At 63.0% G+C, this 21212-nt stretch carries 20 protein-coding genes; 8 read left to right on the forward strand and 12 right to left on the reverse strand.

Annotated features, from left to right (window positions below):
* Window positions 1–14 precede the first annotated feature (14 nt).
* The gene (gene hutC / locus KHO33_RS21610) at window positions 15–815 is read left to right on the forward strand and encodes a histidine utilization repressor (RefSeq protein WP_200567319.1); all 801 of its coding nucleotides are present in this window, start codon (window positions 15–17) and stop codon (window positions 813–815) included.
* Window positions 816–855: 40 nt separating this feature from the next.
* Here the strand turns inward: hutC (KHO33_RS21610) and hutC (KHO33_RS21615) are convergent, their stop codons facing one another.
* The 8 genes from hutC (KHO33_RS21615) to KHO33_RS21650 all read right to left on the reverse strand — a co-directional run bounded on the left by hutC (KHO33_RS21615) (window position 856) and on the right by KHO33_RS21650 (window position 8600).
* Window positions 856–1539, reverse strand: coding sequence for a histidine utilization repressor (gene hutC, locus KHO33_RS21615; protein ID WP_128576677.1), 684 nt, complete (start codon window positions 1537–1539; stop codon window positions 856–858).
* 227 nt (window positions 1540–1766) lie between these two features.
* The gene (locus tag KHO33_RS21620) at window positions 1767–3410 is read right to left on the reverse strand and encodes an HAL/PAL/TAL family ammonia-lyase (protein ID WP_200567318.1); all 1644 of its coding nucleotides are present in this window, start codon (window positions 3408–3410) and stop codon (window positions 1767–1769) included.
* 54 nt (window positions 3411–3464) lie between these two features.
* Window positions 3465–4256: an ABC transporter ATP-binding protein gene (locus KHO33_RS21625; RefSeq protein ID WP_028197383.1), complete on the reverse strand. Its 792-nt coding sequence runs from the start codon at window positions 4254–4256 to the stop codon at window positions 3465–3467.
* 34 nt (window positions 4257–4290) lie between these two features.
* Entirely contained in the window at window positions 4291–5046 is a 756-nt protein-coding gene (locus tag KHO33_RS21630) for an ABC transporter permease (RefSeq protein ID WP_093646381.1), read from the reverse strand.
* 15 nt (window positions 5047–5061) lie between these two features.
* Entirely contained in the window at window positions 5062–5784 is a 723-nt protein-coding gene (locus KHO33_RS21635) for an ABC transporter permease (protein WP_054040266.1), read from the reverse strand.
* A gap of 93 nt (window positions 5785–5877) precedes the next feature.
* Window positions 5878–6702, reverse strand: coding sequence for a transporter substrate-binding domain-containing protein (locus KHO33_RS21640; RefSeq protein WP_154567718.1), 825 nt, complete (start codon window positions 6700–6702; stop codon window positions 5878–5880).
* A 325-nt stretch (window positions 6703–7027) separates the two neighbouring features.
* The gene (locus KHO33_RS21645) at window positions 7028–7708 is read right to left on the reverse strand and encodes a methyltransferase family protein (RefSeq protein WP_054040268.1); all 681 of its coding nucleotides are present in this window, start codon (window positions 7706–7708) and stop codon (window positions 7028–7030) included.
* 52 nt (window positions 7709–7760) lie between these two features.
* Entirely contained in the window at window positions 7761–8600 is an 840-nt protein-coding gene (locus KHO33_RS21650) for an arylamine N-acetyltransferase family protein (protein WP_200567317.1), read from the reverse strand.
* A gap of 404 nt (window positions 8601–9004) precedes the next feature.
* Here KHO33_RS21650 and KHO33_RS21655 point away from each other — a divergent pair, with 404 nt between their 5' ends.
* The 6 genes from KHO33_RS21655 (at window position 9005) to KHO33_RS21680 (ending at window position 17070) form a co-directional block, all read left to right on the forward strand.
* On the forward strand, window positions 9005–10528 hold the full coding sequence (locus KHO33_RS21655) for a carbohydrate porin (protein ID WP_200567316.1): 1524 nt from the start codon (window positions 9005–9007) through the stop codon (window positions 10526–10528).
* A 100-nt stretch (window positions 10529–10628) separates the two neighbouring features.
* Window positions 10629–11780 (forward strand): NHL repeat-containing protein, encoded by a 1152-nt coding sequence (locus KHO33_RS21660; RefSeq protein WP_200567315.1) that lies wholly within the window; start codon window positions 10629–10631, stop codon window positions 11778–11780.
* Window positions 11781–11864: 84 nt separating this feature from the next.
* Entirely contained in the window at window positions 11865–13253 is a 1389-nt protein-coding gene (locus KHO33_RS21665; protein WP_200567314.1) for a Dyp-type peroxidase, read from the forward strand.
* Window positions 13254–13335: 82 nt separating this feature from the next.
* Entirely contained in the window at window positions 13336–14367 is a 1032-nt protein-coding gene (locus KHO33_RS21670) for an iron ABC transporter substrate-binding protein (protein ID WP_200567313.1), read from the forward strand.
* Entirely contained in the window at window positions 14368–15972 is a 1605-nt protein-coding gene (locus KHO33_RS21675) for an ABC transporter permease (protein ID WP_200567312.1), read from the forward strand.
* Window positions 15973–16011: 39 nt separating this feature from the next.
* Window positions 16012–17070: an ABC transporter ATP-binding protein gene (locus KHO33_RS21680; RefSeq protein WP_200567311.1), complete on the forward strand. Its 1059-nt coding sequence runs from the start codon at window positions 16012–16014 to the stop codon at window positions 17068–17070.
* 9 nt (window positions 17071–17079) lie between these two features.
* On the opposite strand, the gene KHO33_RS21685 is transcribed toward KHO33_RS21680, so the two are convergent.
* On the reverse strand, window positions 17080–17955 hold the full coding sequence (locus KHO33_RS21685) for a LysR family transcriptional regulator (RefSeq protein ID WP_200567310.1): 876 nt from the start codon (window positions 17953–17955) through the stop codon (window positions 17080–17082).
* A gap of 114 nt (window positions 17956–18069) precedes the next feature.
* Between KHO33_RS21685 and KHO33_RS21690 the strand changes: the two genes are divergently transcribed.
* A complete protein-coding gene (locus KHO33_RS21690) occupies window positions 18070–18990 on the forward strand; it encodes a DMT family transporter (protein ID WP_054040280.1) in 921 nt (306 codons plus the stop codon).
* Window positions 18991–19032: 42 nt separating this feature from the next.
* Here KHO33_RS21690 and KHO33_RS21695 read toward each other — a convergent pair whose 3' ends face one another.
* The 3 genes from KHO33_RS21695 to KHO33_RS21705 all read right to left on the reverse strand — a co-directional run bounded on the left by KHO33_RS21695 (window position 19033) and on the right by KHO33_RS21705 (window position 21151).
* Window positions 19033–19284, reverse strand: a complete 252-nt coding sequence (locus KHO33_RS21695; RefSeq protein ID WP_200567346.1) for a Txe/YoeB family addiction module toxin — start codon at window positions 19282–19284, stop codon at window positions 19033–19035.
* Between the two features lie 10 nt (window positions 19285–19294).
* A complete protein-coding gene (locus tag KHO33_RS21700) occupies window positions 19295–19588 on the reverse strand; it encodes a type II toxin-antitoxin system Phd/YefM family antitoxin (protein ID WP_054040282.1) in 294 nt (97 codons plus the stop codon).
* 264 nt (window positions 19589–19852) lie between these two features.
* Window positions 19853–21151 carry an MFS transporter gene (locus KHO33_RS21705; RefSeq protein ID WP_200567345.1) on the reverse strand — a complete coding sequence of 433 codons (1299 nt, stop codon included), beginning with the start codon at window positions 21149–21151 and terminating at the stop codon, window positions 19853–19855.
* Between the last annotated feature and the right edge of the window lie 61 nt (window positions 21152–21212).

The following is a 21212-nucleotide window of genomic DNA, read 5'->3' on the forward strand; positions in this document are numbered from 1 at the left end:
GAGAAGGACCGCCGATGTCCTCCACCGTTCGCAGCAAAGCCCACGACACCCCGCCCGCCGCGGCGATGAAAACCGCGCGCGTCGCAACTGATGCACCGGCTGCCCGCTACGAACAGGTCAAGAATCACATCCGCCAGATCATCGAATCGGGCGAGCGGCAAGCGGGCGACCGTCTGCCGTCAGAGCTGGACCTGGTCGCGACGTTAGGCGTGTCGCGCATGACGGTGAACCGCGCGCTGCGCGAACTTGCCGATGAAGGCCTCGTCACCCGCGTGTCCGGCGTCGGTACGTTCGTCGCGCAATCCAAACCGCAATCGACGCTGCTGATGATCGCCCATATCGGCGACGAGATCCGCTCGCGGGGTCACGAATACAGCTACGACACCGTCCTCTCGCAACGCGAAACGGCGCCAGTGACGGTGTCGAACGCTTTAGGGCTTGCGCCCGGCGCTTCCGTGTTTCATGTGATTTGCGTGCATCGCGAGAACGGTCTGCCGGTGCAACTCGAAGACCGCTACGTCAATCCGGTCACCGCGCCGGACTTCCTGAAGCAGGATTTCTCCACGACAAGGCCGTCCGAGTATCTGTTCGAGACCGTGCCGGCGCACGACGTCGAGCATGTCGTCGACGCGGGTCTGCCGACGCGCGCCGAAGCCGAGTGGCTGGAAATTCGTGCCGATGAACCGTGCCTCACGCTGATGCGCCGCACATGGACAAGCGGCGTTGCGGTCACGTTCGCGCGTTTCGTGCATCCGGGCTCGCGATATCGGCTGGGTTGCCGATTCACGCCTGATCTGTCGCAGCGCCAGGGCTAGCGGCGCGCACGCCGCCGTGCCCTCGCCCACGTCCTGCCACTCACACGTTGCCCGCCAGATGGAAACGCGACGCCGGATGCCACAGTTGCACTGACGTCGCCACATCATCGCCGACCCATGTGCGGCGCCATAGCTGCAGGCAAGGTTCGCCGATATCCATCATCAGATGCCGCCGCACGTAGGCGTCGGGCTTCTGCGCATAGATACGAAACTCCGCGCGCTGGATCGGCGCGAGCCGCACCATGTAGTGATTCGGTGTCTCGATAGTAAAGTCCTGCTCCAGGTACTCGGGGAACACCTTCGGATTGACGTAACGATCTTCATACTGGATCGGCTCGCCCTCTTCGCTGTGCACGATGCACGAGTGAAACGCCGGGCCGCTGGCGAGACCGAGCGCTTCGAGCGCCTGCGGATCGTCGCTGGGTTCGAGCGTCAGCACACGCGCGGAATGGCGATGGCCACGCGCGGCGATTTCGTCGGCGATATTGCGGATTTCCAGCACCGTGGATTCGTAGCGCTGTGGCGCGACGAACGTGCCGGAACCTTGCACGCGCGTCAGCACGCGTTCGGTGGTGAGCTCACGCAGCGCGCGCGATACCGTCATGCGCGCGACGCCGAATTCTTTAACCAATTCCGTTTCTGATGGGATCAGGCCGCCTGGTTTCCAGTCGCCCTCGCTGATGCGCCTGATCACATAGCGCTTGATCTGCTCATAGGCGGGCATCGCCTTGGCCGGTGTCTCAGCGGTACGGCCAGGGCGGTCCTGCGTGTCTGCGGTTTGCGCGTTTGTAATAGTGTTCACGTCGACCTCGTGGGTGGTACGCGGGTGGTACACGTTAGGCCGGTTCACCGGCGGGTAAGCCCGCTCACCGGCTTTGTCTCCATCAATCTGAACCCATCTTTCTGATTCATCCATTCGAGCCGGCCGCGCGATTGCAGTAACGAGCGCCGTCAACCTGTGTGGGCAGTGGCCCGGCCGTCGTTGGCCGCCGCGTCGGCGCCGAGCTTGCCTGTGGCGCCCACGCTCGTCACGTTCGCCAATGCGGCAAGCGCTGCGCCGTTGACTGAAGCTTCCGGCCCGGGCCGAATAGTACCCGGGTTTGGCAGCGGCGGCGGCGTTTCATCGGCGATGATGCGAAACGCGACGGTCATGTCGTCCGCGAGCGGCCGATCGTCGCGATAGGTCGGCACAGCGCGGCGTATGCGTTGCCAGAGCGCATCGGTGTGCGGCGCGCGCGGTGCGTCGATGCTTTGCAGATCGTAGGCTTGCGCCGCCGCCAGCAATTCGATGGCGACGATGCGCCCGGCGTTGTCGACGATCTCCAAGGCTTTCAGCGCAGCGGGCGTGGCATGGCACAGGTGGTCCTCCTGCAGACCGGATGTGATGCCACCATCGAGACTCGCGGGCATCGCGAGGCGTCGGTTCTGCGCGACCAGCGAGGCCGCCGTGTACTGCGCGATCATGAAGCCCGAACAGGTGCCGCCCGGCTCCGCGAGAAACGCCGGCAAGCCGCTCACGAGCGGATTGACGAGACGGTCGAGGCGCCGCTCGGCCATCGCCGCGACTTGTGCGATTGCGGTGGCGAGACTGTCCATCGCCAGTGCGATCGACGCCCCCACCGCGTGCGCCTGCGAATAGACGCGCGGGTTTTCCGGCGTGCCGGCGACGATCGGATTGTCGGTAATCGATGCGAGTTCGCGGTTGACCACGTCGGCGGTTCCGGTGAGCACGTCGCGCGCGGCGCCATGTACGTGCGGAATGGTCCGCATGCTCAGCGGATCTTGCGTGCGCTGGCCGACCACCGCGGCAAGAATGCCGCTATCCGCGAGCGCGGTACGCATGCGTTCACCGACCAGGTTCAGGCCCGGCGAAATGCGCAGCGCCAGCGAGTCTTCGTCGAAGGCCGCAAGCTGACCGCGCAGATTCTCGAAGCTCATCGCGGCAACCACGTCGGTCCAGTCGAGCAGACGTGCGGCGCGCGCCAGCGCCAACGCGGCGAGACCCGTCACGCACGGCGTGCCGTTGACGAGGCTTAAACCCTCCTTCGCGTCGAGCACCAACGGTTCGAGCCCAAGCAGTTGCAACGCGTCACGCCCTTTGAGACGCTCACCGCGATAGCGCACATGCCCCTCGCCGATACAGACGAGCGCGATATGCGCCATATGGCTCAGATAACCCACCGAACCGAACGCCGGCACTTCCGGCAGGCAATCGGCGTTGAGCAGCGCGACCAGTTGATCCGCGACTTCGAGGCGAATCCCCGAATGCCCGTGGGCAAAATTATTGACGGCAGCCGCCATGATCGCGCGCGTCTCGGCAACACCGAGCGGCGCGCCCACGCCTACCGCATGACTCATCAGAATGTTGCGCGACAGCGTGCGCTGTTCGGACGGCGACACGATTACATCGCACAACGCGCCGACGCCGGTATTCACGCCATACGCGCGTATCCCGCGCTCGACGATCTGTTCAACAAGCACGCGTGCCGCACGGATACGCGAGCGGGCATCGGCGGAAAGCTCGAGCGGTTCGCCGGCGGCGATCGCCGCCACCTGAACCCAGTCGAGAGGACGATCGGAACGGATCACGGCCATGATAGTGCTCTGTGCGGTGAGGTAACGAAGTGATAAGCAGCCAATGCTGATCGATTAATTAGTGGTGCGATCCTGGTGGCTCGACACGAATTGACGGAAACGGTCCGACTTGCATTCGACGAACACCTCGTCCGGCGTACCGTCGGCTTCCACCTGACCTTGATGCAGGAACATCACGCGATTCGACACATGGCGCGCGAAACCCATCTCGTGCGTGACGACGAGCATCGTGCGGCCTTCTTCGGCGAGCGAGCGCATCACACGCAGCACTTCGCCGACCAGTTCGGGGTCGAGCGCCGAGGTCGGTTCGTCGAACAACATCACTTTGGGATGCATCGCCAACGCACGCGCGATCGCCACGCGCTGCTGCTGACCGCCGGACAGATGGGCCGGATAGTGGCCGCGCTTTTCCGCGAGACCGACCTTCGCCAGCAGCGCTTCCGCTTCTTCAACCGATTCGGCGCGGCTGCGCTTTTGCACGCGCATCGGCCCTTCGATCAGATTTTCCAGCACGGTCATATGCGACCAGAGATTGAAATTCTGAAACACCATGCCGAGTTGCGAGCGCACCCGGTCTACCTGGCGGCGGTCGCTCGGTTGCAGCTTGCCGTCGCCGCGGCGCTTCATTTTCAGCTCTTCGCCGCCGAGCGCCACCGAGCCGTCATCCGGCGTTTCGAGCAGATTCAGGCAGCGCAGGAACGTGCTCTTGCCGGAGCCGCTCGCGCCGAGAATCGAAATCACGTCGCCTTGATGGGCGTCGAGCGAAATGCCTTTGAGCACGTGATGGTCGCCGAACGACTTATGGATGTTCTTGACCGACAGTGCAACAGGTGCCGTAGCGTTCATGGGATTCTCCAGATTCTGCAAGATATGCGTTCGTTCAGGGCGCGGCGCGGCGCGCTTCAGTCGTGGACGAAACCGGCCGGTTCGGCGTGCTTTGCGCGGGCGCCGCACGCAGATGGCGCGACAGGCGCGTTTCGAGGAAACCAAGCAAACGCACGATGACGAAATTCAGGAACAGATAGATCAACGCGGCACAGATGAATACTTCCGTGGTGCGATACGTTTGCTGAATGATCTGCTGCGCGACGCCGGTCACCTCCCACACGGTGACGAGGCTTGCAAGCGCGGTGGATTTGACGAGCAGCACGGCTTCAGTCGAGTACGCGGGCAAACATTGGCGCAGCGCAATCGGCCCGATCACGCGGCGCAGCAGCGCGAAACCCGACAAGCCGATCGAATAGCCCGCTTCGATCTGACCGACCGGCACGGCCATCAAGCCACCACGGATAATCTCCGCGGTATATCCGGCGGTGCACAGCGCCAACGATAAAACCGCGCACATGTACGGCTCGCGCAACACCGGCCACAGGAAGCTCTCGCGAATCACGCCGAACTGACCCATGCCGTAGTAGACGAGGAACATCTGAATCAACAGCGGCGAGCCGCGGAACACGAGGATATAAGCACGCGCGAAGCGGTTCGGCAGCCAGTGCGGCGACACGCGCATCGTGACGATTACGAGCGAGAGCAAGCCGCCGAGAATCAACGAGCAGAAGAACAGCCCGAGCGTGGTCGGCACAGCCGCGATCAGTTGCCGCAGCGTGTCGAGAAGAAAATCGAAGTCGAAATGCATGATGTCCGGTCCTCGTCAGTTGCGCGCGAAGTTGCGCTTGAAGGATCGGCCAACGCGCGCTTCGGCGTGGTTGAAGACCCGGTTCGAGATGCTGGTCATCAGCAGATACAGCGCGCCGCCCACCACGAAGAACGTGAAGTACTGATGTGTCGAACCCGCCGCCACCTGGCTGGCGCGCAGCAGTTCGGCCAGGCCCGTGACGGAAATCAGCGCCGAATCTTTCAGGCTCAATTGCCAGACGTTGCCAATGCCGGGCAACGCGAAACGCAACACTTGCGGAATCAGAATGCGGCGTGCCATCGTCATGGTGGGCATGCCGATCGAACGTGCCGCTTCGAGTTCGCCGCGCGATACCGCGAGCACCGCCGAGCGATACACCTCGGCCTGATACGCGCCGGAAATCATGCCGACCGCGAGCGCGCCGATCACGAACGGCGGCACGCCGACAAAGCCGTCCGCGCCGAACCATTGACCAATCGTGGTCACGAGCGTCGAACCGCCAAAATAGAACAGATAGATAACAAGCAGCTCTGGTACGCCGCGAAACACGGTGGTATACGCATCGCCGAGCACGCGCAGCGTGCGAAACCGCGACAGCTTGGCCGCCGCAATCAGTGCGCCGAACACCGCGCCGACCGCGAGCGCTGCCAGCGTGAGCGCGACCGTCATCAATGCCGCAAGCAGCAACACGCCGCCCCAGCCTTCCGGCCCGAAGCCGAGCATCTCTATCAGAGCCATTCCCTACCCCTCATCCATTACGGCGGATCGAACCAGCCGGCGGGCGCGGTTTTTCACGCCGCGCCTGCCGTTACCTCAGAACGCTCAGGTGAATCAAGGCGTGACGTCGGTCTTGAACCACTTGGCGGAGAGTTTCTTGACCGTGCCATCGGCAAGCGCGGCGCTGATCGCGGTATCGAACTTCGCTTTCAGGTCGGCGTCCTGCTTGCGGAACGCGAGGCCTTCACCCGGACCCCAGATCGGGCCGCCGATCTTCGGACCGGCCATGATGATCGATGCGGTCTCTTTCTTGTCGACGTTGGCGGCGTAGTAGGTCACGTCGTCGAACGAGGCGTCGATGCGGCCGTTGGCCAGATCGAGGTCACGCTCAGGCGAGGTTTTGTAGACGCGGATCGTGGCGACGTCCTTGAAGCCGTCGTTGATGAATTTAGTGTAGACCGTGCCCGACTGAATGCCGATGGTCTTGCCCTTCAACTGCTTGCGCAACGCGTCGACGGTAGGTTGATCGGTCTTCGGATCGCCCGACAGCTTGACGACGGCAGCCGTCGGCGCAGCCTTGGGCAGCACTTTTGCATCAGTCACGGCAAACGTAGCCGGCGTGGCGGCGTACGGCTTCGAGAACGCGATGATTTTTTCGCGTTCCGGCGTGATCGAAATCGCGTCCATCAGGACGTCGAACTTGCCGGCTTGCAGACCGGGGATCATACCGTCCCAGTCTTGCGCGACGAGATTGCACTGGAGCTTGATGCGCTCGCACAGATTGGCGACCAGTTCAGGTTCGAAGCCGCCTAGCTTGCCGCCCGGCAAGGTCAGGTTCCAGGGTGCGTAACCGCCTTCGAGCGCGATTGTCACCGTCTTCCAGTCTTTCGCCTGCACCGGTGCCGCGAAAATTGTCGCGGCGCCGAGTACGGCGCCCATCAATGCTTTTGCTAACGTCGTGCGCTTCACTTTCACGTCGAAACTCCTTTGATTGAGGAAACCGTCGAGCTGGATTTTTACTGCCGTCTAATTTGTATAGACAAGCTTGCATGAGTCAAAAAGCCATCGCAAGAGGATTTTTTCGAAATCGTCGAAATCATCGGGTAAGCCCCTAGACGAGGCCGTCCGATAAGGCTTTTAAGGGAGTCTTGAAAGGGCAAAGACGATGCGTCGGCTAGCGCTGGGTGCGTCAGCGTGGTGCGCTTTGTCTAGACAGGTTGGCGTGAAAGGAGCGAACGCGCTCCGAATTGGCGCATGACGCGCCCTACCAGATGAGCGGCACGAAGCGATAACGCACACGCGTGGTGTAGGCGGTGTAGCCCTCGAGTTGCGCTGCCAGTACGCGCTCCTCGCGCACGGCGCGCCAGCCAATGCCGATCACCAGCAGCGGCACACAGGCAAGCCCCCACCACGAGCCGAGCAGCAAGGGCGTGCCGATAAACAACAGCAGCGCCGCCGAGTACATCGGATGACGGACAAAGGCGTAGGGGCCGGTGTCGATGACTTTGTGGCCGCGGCTTGCCTGAATCTTCACAACGGGCGCGGCATAGCTATTCGCCCGGAAGACGATCAGGCACATGAAGATGCAGACAAGAATGCACAGCGAACCGAGGCTCACCAGCCAGATTGGCAGCGGCGCCGACCAGCGATAGCGCATTGCATCGAGCGCCATCAGGACGAGCCAGGCGCTCCACATCACCGCCACGGCCACCATAAAGTAGCGGTCCCAGCGGCTTTGCTGCGCCTGAACGATCGGCGCGAGACGCTCGGCAAGCAGACCGGGATCGTGGCGCGCCAGCCAGAAGCCGACCCACAAGCTCAGCCCGCCGGTCTCGATCAGATACCACCAGCCGGCAGGCCACGCGAGCGTACCCGCGGCGCCGAACAGCAGCGCGCCCATACATACCAGCCAGGCTGCCGTTTGCAGGACAAGGCGCGTGATCATGGCTGGTTCGTGCCCGCTGGTGATTATTGAAGCGCGTTTATACGCGGCTGTCTCAGACGGAGGCCGTCACGGGTGAGCGCACCCGTCCGAATACGTCTGCCAGATCGATGTCGCCCGTGTTCAGACCGAATTGATCGCGCAGGCAGGTTGCGAGTTCGTCCGCGCTTTTTAGCTGCCTTTCGCTGATGACCTGACCGTCCGCGGCGCGTTCGTTCAGTTGGTCATCAAGCAAGGTCAGCCGCGCCTCCGCCAGGACCCGGCAAACGATCAGATGGTTCAGGAAGACCGAGTCCGGTGCGGTCGAGGTGTACCAGTTCGAGGTCTCGTAATCGATCCACTCGACCGGGTGCAGATCGAAACGGTAGACGCGGGCCCACGTGTCATCGCGGGATTGCACTTCGAGGTAGAGCGCCTCATTCGATGCATCGGCGAGGCGGAAGGTGCCCAGTTGCGTCGGTTGCGCCGTGCCTGCGATCAAACGCAGCGGCGCCGTCAACGTCACGCTGCCGAAGCCGACGTCGGCGATCCACGCCTCGTCTTTGATGTCGACGCGCAACACCATGTGCGTGCGAGGCGGGATCGCATCGGATTCGCGGCCCCACAGGACTCGGCCCAGCAGGGGCGTGATGTTGAAGCCTAACTGCGTCAGGACGTTCGCGAAGAGTGCGTTCTGCTCGAAACAATAGCCGCCGCGCTTTTGCGTGATCAGCTTTTGTTCGACTGATTCGAGATCCAGTTTTACCGCGCGGTGAGTGAGTGGATTCAGGTTCTCGAAGGGGATCGCTCGGGGGTGCAGCTTGTGGAGTTCCTGGAGCACTTCCAACGTCGCCGCGCGAGGTCCTTTGTAGCCGATGCGGGTGAAATAGTTTTCCAGATTCACTGTGTGTGACATCGGTGTCGTCCCGGTATGGTTTTGGGCGCCAGGCACTTAGGCACTTAAGGCTTTCGCGCAGCGGCGCGGCTTCGGAAGATGATCATAGCGTCTTTTGCTGTCTGTCCAGGCTCCGGGCTCCGGCACCGCTTCGATATGAACAAAACCATACGAATACATTACGTTTGCATTATTTTTTATTTACACCCAAAGAACCTTTAGTAGCAGTACGTAAAGCTAAAAATTACACCATAGTAATATTGATGCGAATCGTTCTCATTTGTGTTGACGCACCTATTCCGCATGCGTACGATCTCGCCATCTGCCGCATCCGGCGTCGCGAACCGATGCGGCACATCGCAGGCACCTGGTGATGTCACGCCGCGATAGTCAGATCAGTCGATACAACACAAATAAGGATTTCGATGAAGTTCGCTCACTCCGTCGAGCCCGCCGTTCAGGCGCGTTCGCTTCACGACTCCGCCATGCGCGGCGGCGCCACCCGCCGTTCGCGTTTGCCTTCCTTACGCCGCGCCGCACTCTGCACGGCTTTCGCGTGGGCCTCGTTGACCGCCGGCGCAGCCATGGCGGAAGCCAATCCCGATGCTGCGCCGGAAGCGCCCGAAGCCGACCTGAACATCAAGGCGACGCAGACGAATCAGTGGACCGGTTTCTGGAATCGCCCGACGATGCTCGGCGACATCGGCGGTCTGCGCCCCTGGCTGGGCAAATACGGCGTGACGTTCGCGCTCACGGAAACCAGCGAAGTGCTCGCCAATGTACGCGGCGGTCTCGCGCGCGGTGCGGACTACGATGGCCTGACCACGGCGACCGTTCAGATGGATACGCAAAAGGCGTTCGGTTTGCCAGGCGGCCTGTTCAACATCAGCGCCTTGCAGATCCACGGGGCCAACCTTAGCGCCAACAAGCTCGGCACGCTGAACACGGCGAGCGGTATCGAAGCCCAGGACACCACGCGCCTGTGGGAACTGTGGTATCAGCAGTCCTTCCTGAACAAGCGCATCGACGTCAAAGTCGGTCAGCAAAGTATCGACCAGGAATTCATCACCAGCACGAATTCGGCGCTGTTCGTGAACACGATGTTCGGTTGGCCTGCCCTGCCGTCCTGCGATATGCCATCCGGCGGTCCTGCTTATCCGTTGGCCGACCTCGGCGTGCGCGTGCGCGGACAGATCACGCCTTCGTTGACGGCGCTCGCCGGCGTATTCGACGGCGATCCGCTCGGCAACAATCCGAACAACAAGAGCGGCACCAACTTCAACCTGCACAACGGCACGCTGTTTATCGGCGAGTTGCAGTACGCGATCAACCAGCCGGCCGAAGGCGAAATGGTCAGTGCGGGCGGCGGCGGTTTGCCCGGCACCTACAAGCTCGGGCTCTGGTACAACAACGGCAGCTTCGCCGACCAGCGCTTCGACAACACCGGCCTCTCGCTCGCGAACCCGGCGACGACCGGCGTCGCGCAGAATCATCACGGCGACTATAGCTTCTATGCGGTTGCCGACCAGATGATCTGGCGCCCGGATCCGGACGAACCGCGCAGCCTCAACGTCTTCGCGCGCGTGATGGGCGCGCCGGGCGACCGCAATCTGGTGAGCGTTGCCGCCAACCTCGGCATCGTGCTGAAGGCGCCGTTCGCCGGCCGCGACAACGACAGCGCGGGCATCGCGCTCACCTACATCAAGATCGGCAACCACGCGAATGGTCTTGATCAGGATAACCTGGCATTCAGCGGCGGCCCCTACGGCGTGCGCACCAGCGAAACCACGCTCGAAGCGACCTACCAGTATCAGGTCAACCCGTGGTGGCAACTGCAGGCCGATGCGCAATACACGTTCAACGCCGGCGCCGGCCAGAATCCGAACGATCCGACGCAGCCGCTGCGCAACACGTTCGTCATTGGCGTGCGAACCAACATTACGTTCTGATGCCGTTCGCCATCACCACACACGCTCAAGACCCATCGAATCCCATGCTTTCGATCATGACCGCAACTACCGCTTTGTGCGCAGGCACCGAGGCTCACTCATGAACAATCCCACGCGCAAGTTTTCGCCGCGCGCCGCGCGCGCCTTGATCGCCGCCGCAGTCAGCACGGCCGCATTCGCGACGGCTGGCGTCGCGCACGCCGAGCCGCAAGGTTTCCTCGAAACTGTCAAGCATCACACCACGCTCATCAACACCGTGCCGGGGAACGGCGACCAGAATCCGTACGCGGTGGTGGTCGCTCCGGTCACGGCGGGCACCGTCAAGCAAGGCGATGTGCTGGTCGGCAACTTCAATAACTCGACCAATCTGCAGGGTACCGGCAGCACGATCATCAACTATCACCCGGACGCCAAGGAAATGACGGTGTTCGCCACGGTGCCGCGCGACCTGAAGGAATGCCCGGGCGGCATCGGCCTCTCGACCGCGATGACGATGCTCAAGTCGGGCTACGTGATTGTCGGCAGCACGCCGAGCAATGACGGCACCACCGGCACCAAGGGCGCCGGCTGCCTGATCGTGATCGATCCGAACGGCAAGGTTGCATCGACCATCAGCAGCCCGAATATCAACGATCCGTGGGGCAACATGGCGGTTGTCGACAACGGCACCAGCGCAACGCTGTTCGTCAGCAACGCCGGCTTCGGCGTGGGCGGTGCGAATGGCAATCCGCCGGTGTTCAAGCAGGCCACCGTGCTGCGCCTGGACCTCGACGTGCCGGCCGGCAAACCGCCCGTCGTGAAAAAGGAAACCGTGGTGGGCAGCGGTTTCGGCGCACAGGCCGATAAGGGCGTATTCCTCGTCGGCCCGACCGGACTCGCACTCTCGAGCGATCAGAAACTGCTGTACGTGTCCGATGCAATCGGCAACCGCATCACCGAAATCGACGAACCGATGACGCGCGACACCAGCGCGGGCGTGGGCCGCCAACTGACCGCCGACGGCCTGCTGCATCGCCCGCTTGCAATGGTCACCGCGCCGAACGGCCACCTGCTCGTCACGAACGCGCTGAACGGCCAGATCGTCGAAATCGATCCGGCCAGCGGCAAGCAGATCTACGCACGCTGGATCGACACCGACAAGGCGCAATCGCCGCCGGGCAACGGCGACCTGTTCGGTCTCGCAATGACGCCCGAAGGCGACGGTTTCTACTACGTGCAGGACGACGTGAACACCCTGGTGCTCGCGAAGTAAAAGCAGCAAAGACGGACGCAGATCCGGCCAACGAGCCGGAACGCAACCCTGGCATCCCCACGGCCAAGTGAAGGTGAAGGAACCATGGCAAACGATCAACCCCCGCGGCCCTCCAGGCGCGGTTTTCTGAAGGCCGGCAGTGCGGCGGTCGCAGCGGGCGCGAGCCTCGGTGCGACCGGTGTCGCCCAGGCCGCGCTCGGCAAGACGCCGGCGCACGGTGCCGATCCGCAGACGGCGGTCGAGCCGTTCTACGGCTTGCATCAAGGCGGCATCGTCACGCCGCAGCAGAGTCACACGTACGTTGCCGCGCTCGATCTGACGACCGAGAAACGCGAAGACGTGATCGCGCTGCTGCGTGCCTGGACCGATGCTGCCGCGCGCCTGACGCAAGGCGCCACGGCCGGACCGCTGCCGACCGGCGCTGCGGCCAAGACTGCACTGGCCGACACAAAGATTGATGCGCAGGTCGAGACGAAGGCCGACCCCAAAGCCAACGACACGGCCTACAGCCCGACCAACGCCAAAGCCGCGCCCGATTCCGGCGACGTGCTCGGCCTCGGCCCATGCGGCCTGACGATCACATTCGGTTTCGGCCCGGGTCTGTTCACGAAGGACGGCAAAGACCGTTACGGTCTGGCCTCGCGCCGCCCTGCCGCGCTCGTCGATCTGCCGCGCTTCAACGGCGACCAGCTCATCGCCGAAAAAACCGGCGGCGACCTGTTCATCCAGGCTTGCGCGAACGATCAGCAGGTCGCGTTTCACGCGGTCCGGCAATTGGCGCGTCTCGCCTACGGCACCGCAGCGATGCGTTGGGGCCAATCCGGTTTCCTGTCCGGCCCGCGTGGTCAGACGCCGCGCAATCTGATGGGCTTCAAGGACGGCACCAACAATCCGTCGACCGCGAAACCGCAGTTGATGAACGAATTCGTCTGGGCCGGCGCCACCGCCGACGCACCCTGGATGGAAGGCGGCACCTACACTGTGGTACGGCGCATCCGCATCACGCTCGAACACTGGGACAACACCGAAGTCGACTTCCAGGAGCAGGTGTTCGGCCGCCACAAGTACAGCGGCGCGCCGATCGGCAAGAAGAACGAGTTCGATCCGGTGAACCTGAAGGAAGAGGACAAGGACGGCAATCCGGTGATTCCGGAGAACTCGCATGTGCGTCTGTCGAATCAGGCGAGCAACAACGGTGCGCAGATTCTGCGTCGCTCGTACTCATACAACGACGGCACGAACTTCTACATCGAGCGCTGGCCGCCATGGCGTCAGGAAACCGAGTACGACGCGGGGCTGATTTTCGTCGCTCACCAAAGCGACCCGCGTACCGGCTTCATTCCGATCAACGACAAGCTCGCGAAGTTCGACATGATGAACCAGTTCACGACGCACGTAGGCAGCGCGGTGTTCGCAGTGCCGCCGGGCGCGAAGCCGGGTTCGTATATCGGCGCGGGCTTGTTCGAGACGTAATGCAAGCCGCAGTAAGCCGCCGGCCGTGAGGCTGGCGGCGCTTCGAAGACCAACAACAACATCACTAACGGATTTTAGGATCATGGCTCATTCCTGGTTTGGCACCCGCCTGCGCCTCGTCAGCAGCGCCGCCGCCCTCACGCTGGCAGCGCTCACAACTGTGCCGTCGACGGCCCACGCTGCGTCGATCACGCTGTACAACGCGCAGCACGAACAGGTCGTCAATCTGCTCGCGAAGGACTTCGAAAAGCAGTCGGGCATTTCGGTGAAGATCCGCAACGGCGAAGGCCCTGCGATGGCCGCGCAAATCGTCGCGGAAGGCGCAGCGACGCCCGCCGACGTGTACTTCACGGAAAATTCGCCTGAGCTGATGCTGCTCGAAGAGAAAGGCCTGCTGAACAAGGTGGACGGCTCGACGCTCGCCACCGTGCCGGCGCGCTTCAACTCGCCGACCGGCGCATGGGTGGGCGTGACCGCGCGCGAAAGCGTGCTGGCCTACAACACGACCAAGGTGCAGGCGTCGCAACTGCCGCAATCGCTGTTTGACCTGGCCAAGCCGGAATGGAAAGGCAAGGTCGGCATCGCGCCGAGCGACAGCGACTTCCTGCCGCTGGTGAGCGCCGTGCTCGCGTTGAAGGGCGAAGCACAAACGGTCGCATGGCTGAAGGGCCTGAAAGCCAACTCGCAGATTTTCGATGACGACGAAGGCGTGGTGGCAGCCGTCAATCGCGGCGGCGTCGCGACCGGCATCATCAATAACTACTACTGGGCGCGTCTGCACGCCGAACTCGGCGATGCGAAAACCCGCAGCGCGATCTATCACTTCGGCAACGGCGACGCCGGCGCGATGGTGAACGTGTCGGGCGCAGCGGTGCTGAAGTCGGCACACAACACGGACGGCGCGCAGAAGTTTCTGGCCTATCTGGTCAGCGAACGCGCACAGGAGTTGATGGCGAAGAGCCACGTCATGTTCGAGTATCCGCTGCACGCGGGCGTTGCACCGGACCCGATCCTCAAGCCCTTCGCTGAACTGAGCCCGCCGGCGTTGACGATCCAGCAACTCGGCGACGACAGCCAGGCAGGCAAACTGCTGCGCCAGGCAGGCTTGCTGTAAATGAGCGATGCCGTGTCAGCCGGGCCTCCGGCTGTAACCCCCGCCCCGGCGCGCGCCCGTTCGCGCGCGCCGCGCGGTTTGTTCGCGGCAGCAGCACTCAGCGCTTTGCTGGTGTTGCTGCCGATTGCGTTTACCTTCTGGCGCGCGGCGAGCTTCGGTATCGGTGAGGCGATCGATCTGATCTTCCGACCGCTGGTCGGCGAACTGCTGATCAACACAGTGCTGATCACCGTATCGACCACGCTCGTCTGCGCTGCCGTCGGCACGGCGGCCGCCTGGTTTGTCGAACGTACGTATTTGCCGGGGCGTCGCATCTGGGCCGTGCTCGCTGCCGCACCGCTCGCGATGCCGGCCTTTATCTCGAGCTATGCCTGGGTGTCGCTGAGCCTCGATTTGCAGGACTTCAACGGCGCGCTGCTGGTGCTGAGTTCCGCGTATTTCCCGCTCGTTTATCTGCCGGTGGCCGCGGCGTTGCGCAGCATGGACCCGGCGCTCGAAGAAAGCGCGCGCGCGCTCGGCTGCAATCGCTGGACCACCTTCATTCGCGTCGTGCTGCCGCAACTGCGCCCTGCGCTGCTCGGCGGCATGCTCCTGGTGGCGCTCGGTGTGCTGTCTGAATTCGGCGCGTTTACGCTGCTGCGCTTTCACACCTTCACCACGCAAATCTACGCGGAATACCGCACCAGTTTCGATGGCGGCGGCGCTTCGCTGCTCGCGTGCCTGCTGATCGTGATCTGCCTCGTCGTATTGGCGTTCGAGTTTCGGGTACGCGGCGCGGCGCGTTATGAACGTGTCGATCGCGGCACACGTCGGGCGGTGTTGCGCTACGACCTTGGCGCGTGGCGCTGGGTCGTCGTTGGCGGCTTCGCCGCGCTGGCGATCGCAACGCTCGGCGTGCCGCTCGGCATGATCGGCTTCTGGCTCACGCAACCGGGGGCGGCCGCCGTCACTCCGGCTGACGTGTCGCCCGAACTGCTGTTCAACGCGACGATCTCGTCGCTCGGTTTCGGGCTCGCCGCCGCATTGCTGACCACGCTGCTGGTCGTGCCGCTCGCGTTCCTGCTGGTGCGTTATCCGACACGTTTCGCGACGCTGTTCGAACGCACCGTGTTTCTGGCACAAGGCATACCGGGGCTGGTGATCGCGCTGGCCATCGTGTCGCTCGCGGTGCACGCGCTGCAGCCGCTTTATCAAAGCGCGACGCTGCTGGTGATCGCTTACGCGATGCTGTTCATGCCGGTGGCGCTGGTGAGCGTACGTGCCGCCTTCATGCAGGCGCAGCCGCGCCTTGAAGAAACTGCGCGCGCTCTCGGCCTGACCTGGTCGCAGACCCTGTTCCGCGTTGTGTTGCCGCTCGCGGGCCCCGGGCTCGGCGCGGCCGCGGCGATGGTGTTCATCTCGGTCGTCACCGAGTTGAATGCGACGCTGCTGCTCTCGCCCCTCGACACGCAAACACTCGCGACCCAGGTCTGGGCCGACACATCGACAATGGCGTTCGCCGCCGCCGCGCCCTATGCGGCGTTGCTCACCGGCATTTCGCTGTTCGCCTCCGGCCTCCTGTTCGCATTGCTCGGCAAATCGGCATTACTCGGCGAGCGCAGCTGAACGCCGCGCGCCCTCGCCCGCTTTTTCCATCGGATTTTCATGAGCGAACTTCGTATCCGCGGCCTGCAAAAATCGTTCGACGGCCATCCGGTGCTGCACGGCATCGATCTCTCCGTCGAACGCGGCACGTTGCTCGCGCTGCTCGGACCGTCCGGCAGCGGCAAGACCACCTTGCTGCGTCTGTTGTGCGGCTTCGAACGCGCGGATAGCGGCAGCGTCGAAATAGACGGCCGCCGCGTTGTCGGCGACAACCTGCATGTGCCTTCAGAGCAGCGCCGCATCGGCTATGTGCCGCAGGAAGGCGCGCTGTTTCCGCATCTGTCCGTGGCGGACAACATCGTGTTCGGCTTGCCGCGGACGCAGCGGCGCGCACGTCATCGTGTGGCTGAATTGCTGGAGCTGGTCGGCTTGCCGGCTAACTTCGGCATGCGCGCGCCGCAGCAGTTGTCGGGCGGTCAGCAGCAGCGGGTGGCGTTGGCTCGCGCGCTCGCGCCGTCGCCGACCCTGGTGATGCTCGACGAACCCTTCTCCTCGCTCGACGCCGCCTTGCGGCTCGAAACGCGGCAAGCGGTGGCAAGCGCCCTGGCCGCGGCGGGCGCAACTGCCGTTCTTGTCACGCACGATCAATCGGAAGCGTTGTCGCTCGGTCATGAGGTCGCGGTGCTGTGGAACGGCCGGCTGATCCAGACAGCGACGCCGGAAACGCTGTACCGTCGGCCGGTGACGCGTGAACTCGCTTCGTTCGTCGGCGAAGCAGTGTTGTTGCCGGGCGTGGTCAAGCAGGATCGCGTCGACTGCGAGCTCGGCGATTTGCCGCTGTGCGCGCCGATGGGCAATGGCGCGGTCGATGTGATGGTGCGGCCTGAACAGATCCGTCTGCTGCGTGCTGAAGAAACGATGCCCAATGGCGTAGCGTCTTATGACGCCATCGTGCAGGAAGTGATCTTTCAGGGGCAGGACGCGGGCGTCGCGCTGCAATTGCAGTCCGAAGCGCTGACCGTGGTGCGCGCTCGCGTGCCGGGTTATCTGTCGCCGCGGCCGGGCGAACACGTGCGGCTCGCTGTGGATGGCGAGGTGACGGCTTATCCGCGGGCTTGAGCCGCGCGGTTAAGCCCCGCGCGTTTGCGGACGCAGCGACAAATCCTGCACCATCTGCGCGGCCAGATAGTCGCACGTGGGCCGATCCGATTTGGCGCTGCGCGCCACCACGATTTCCAGCGGTGCGATCTTCGGCAAGCCTTGCGCTTCGCCGAGAATCGCCAGCCGCGACGGCACGCTGCATCGCGTGAGTGCGATCACAGAAAGCCCTGCGTCCACCGTCGCCACTAAACCCATCAGACTGGCGCTGCTAAACGCGGCCCGATAGCGGATACGCGCGCCGTCCAGCGCAGCCAGCGTATGCTGGCGCGCCACACAACCGGGTTCATAAAGCCCGACTGGCAAAGGCGATGCCGCCAGCACCGGCGTATCAACCGACGCCCCCACCCACACCATCGGCTCGCTGCGCACGAATTCGCCTCGTAATTTGCGGTCACGCGTGACGAAGGCGAGATCGATCTTGTTGTCCGCCAGCATCGGCGCGAGCGACGTGCTCTGCGCGCAGACGATCTCGATCTCCACGTGTGGATACAGATTTGAGAAACGCCGCAACACTGGCGACAGCAGCGACGACACGTAGTCGTCCGGTGCACCCAGCACCACGCGCCCGGTCACCTCAGGCCGCACGATCGCCGACCACGCCTCCTCATGCAACGCCAGCACGCGCCGCGCGTATTCGAGCAGCGTATTGCCGGGCCGCGTGAGCGAGAGATTGCGCGTGTTGCGGGCGAACAGCGTGGTGCCGAGCATGGTTTCAAGCCGCTTGATCTGCATGCTGACCGCGGCCTGCGAGCGGTGCACGGTCGCCGAAGCCTTCGTGAAACTGCCCGTTTCCACCACCGCGACGAAGGTGCGCAGCAAATCGACGTCGAATTCGGGGTGCATGATTTATCAATCCAGCTTATGGAATTACTCAATTTAATTCGTTTGTCGATGCTGTGCAAGCCGCGCAATACTTGTCACTCCACCTTATGTGACCCACTTCCGGAGCCGTTTCGCATGTCCCTCACCCAACGTCAACAAGGCGCCATTACGCTGGCCAGCGGCGGGCTTCTGATGGGCACGCTCGGTATCTTCGTCGAGGAAGCGCGGCTCGGCGCGCTGACGCTGGTGTTCTTTCGCTGCCTGTTCGGCTTCCTCTCGCTCGCGGCATATTGCGCGTGGAAAGGCTTTTTCACGCGCGCGCATTTCACGCGGCGCACCGTCGCGCTCGCGTTGATCTCCGGCGTGTTGATGGTCACGCAGTGGGTCGGTTTCTTCGACGCGATTCATCGCACCAGCATTGCAGTGGCGACCGTGGTGTTTCATGTGCAGCCGTTCTGGGTTGTGTTGATGGGCGCGGCGCTGTTCAACGAGCGCCTCGGCGTCGACCGGCTCAGCTGGATCGCAACCGCGTTCGTCGGGCTTGTTTTGGCCTCGGGTGTCGCGGCCAGCGCGAATCTGCAGGGGCATACGAGCTATCTGATCGGTATCGGCGAAGCATTGGCGGGCTCGGTGCTGTATGCGGGCGTCACGCTGATCGCCAAAGGACTCGGCAATTTGCGCCCGCATCTGCTGACGCTCGCGCAATGCGCAGTCGGCGTGGTGTGCCTGCCGTTCATTGCGCCGCTTACCGCCGTGCATATCGGGCCGATGCAGTGGTTCTGGCTGGTCGGCATGGGCGTGCTGCATACGGGCTTGTCGTATGTGCTGATCTACGGCGCGCTGCCGAAACTGACCACGCCGATCATCGCCGTGCTGCTGTTCGTCTATCCGCTGACGGCGATCGTGGTCGATGCCATCGTGTATGGGCGGGCCCTGTCGCTGCCGCAACTCGCTGGGATGGTATTGATCGTCATCGCGAGTCTCGGCGTGAATCTCGGCTGGCCGCTGCTTTCGATGTTGCGCCCCGGCGGTCGGGCGCGGCGTCACGCCGATTGAGACTCGTCCCCTCGCATGTCCCATTCACCAGCGCCCGGTTTTTTAGTCGTCGTAGTGAAAACGGCAGGCAATCACGTAGATCTTTCCGTCTCTCGGCAAGTAGACCAGGCGATCTGTGTGCGTAATACGTCGCGACCAGAACCCGCTTAAGCTTCCAACTAACGCCTCTGGTTTTCCAGTCCCGCGATGAGGATCGAGCCGACACTCCTCTAGCAACGTGTTGATCTTGCGCAAGACCTTTCGGTCAGTCGCTTGCCAATACAAATAGTCGTGCCACGCGTCGTCGGTGAACATAAAAACACTGTCAGCCTTTGCGGCCTCCTCGTTGCGGCTCTTCTGTTTGTTCATCGGTCAGCAGTTTGCGCGCAGTCGCACCGCCGGCGTTCAATTGAGCGATAGATTTAGCGAGCCGCTGGGCGTTCTTCGACGAACTCAACAGATACAAGGTCTCCTGCATCGCATTGAAATCCTCGAGCGAAACCATGACCACATTTTCTCCGCCCTGTCGGGTTATCAGCATGGGCGTGTGATCGCGGCAGACGTCGTCCATCGCTTGCTTAAAGCCGGCACGCGCCTCGCTGTAAGTAAGGACGTTCATTCGTTTTATCGACCTGAGAGGTTTGCCCCCAGTCGCTCCTGTCAAAAGTTAGAGACGATTCCACTGCCGAGTTGACCTCTTGCACAGCCGGGACTGGCAGATGAGCCGGTGGCCCAGAAGAAAAAACACATCTGCGCAACGGCAATCATTGTACAGATTACCGTACAGGTCGGCAAATCAAAAACGGCAGAGGAATACGTCGTCTAACCAATAGAAAGCATGCCTGCCGCCGCCCACGCCCGCCACTCAGCCAAACGGCCAATCTCACTGCGGCAACACTTCCCCCTTCGTCTCCGGCGCAAACGGAATCACGAACAAGCCGACGATAAACGCCAGCGCCGTGAGCGCCACCGGCACGCCCAGCGTATGCATATGCAGCACCGCCGCGCCCAGCAGAAAGTTCACACCCGCCCCGACAAACCGCCCGAACGACGTGCAGAACGCAAACGCCGTAGCCCGCACCCGGGTCTCGAACTGTTCCGGCAGCCACAAACTGAACAGCGCAAAATTGCCGCCGAAGAAACCCAGCACGCAGAGCCACGCAATAAACGGCGCGAGTCCATTTGGCAGATAGAACGCCCAGCCGAAACTGCCGGCAATCGCCACCGCCATGCCGAGGAAGTAAACCGCCAGTGTCTTCTTGCGGCCGATCCGCTCAGCCAGCGGCGGCAACGCGAGACAGCCGAGGATCGTCGAAATCGACAGCAAGCCGGTTGCCAGCGACGCGGTCCGGATCGCATCGTTCTTCGCCATGCCGGCCTTCGTCGCCAGTTGGATCACAGCCGATGGCTCGTACACCGCGCCTGCCCACAAACCGATGATCGCGATCGTCAGCAGAATGCACGCAACCCACGTGCGGCGCCGATACGTCGGCCCGAGAATTTCGCGCAGCGGTTTGGCGCGCGCGGCACTCGCGTCCGCCTTTTCCCACTTTTCCGATTCCTTCACGCGCAGCAGCACCAGAATCGCGACCACGACCGGCACCGCGCCGGTCAGGAACATCGCGCGCCAGCCGTAGTGCACGCCGATCGTGTAGTTGAGCGCCGCCGCCAGGAAGAACCCGGCGTAATAGCCCGTTTGCAGATACCCGGCGCCCATTTTGCGGCGATCTTCCGGCCATGACTCGGCCACATAGGTCCCCGCCAACGCCCACTCGCCGCCAATGCCGACCCCGGCAATGAAGCGATAGATGGCGAGCTCCCATACGTTGTGCGAGGTGGCGGCAAGTCCCGTGAAAATGGCGAACGTGAAAATAGTGCCCGCCAGTACCTTGGTGCGGCCGAAGCGATCCGCCAACGGTCCCCAGATGAACGACAGTCCCCAGCCCACCAGAAACAGCGCGAACAGAATCGAACCGGCGAGGCCGACATTCGCGGGCGTCGCGGCATACCCAGAGCGTGGCAACAACTCAGTCAACGCCGGCGTCAGCACGAGCGCATAGATGAACGAGTCCATCCCGTCGAGCGTCCAGCCAGCCCACGCTCCCCAAAATCCCGCGATCTGCGAACGATTGAGCGGCGTGCGGCGCCGAACGACCGGCGTGCGGTCGGTTAGTGAATTCATCATGCTCCTCCGGCCCTGCGGTTGACGTACTTGGCTTACATAAAGGGAACGACGAGATGGC

Source organism: Paraburkholderia nemoris (assembly GCF_905221015.1).
In the GTDB taxonomy this organism is placed as follows: Bacteria; Pseudomonadota; Gammaproteobacteria; order Burkholderiales; family Burkholderiaceae; genus Paraburkholderia; species Paraburkholderia nemoris.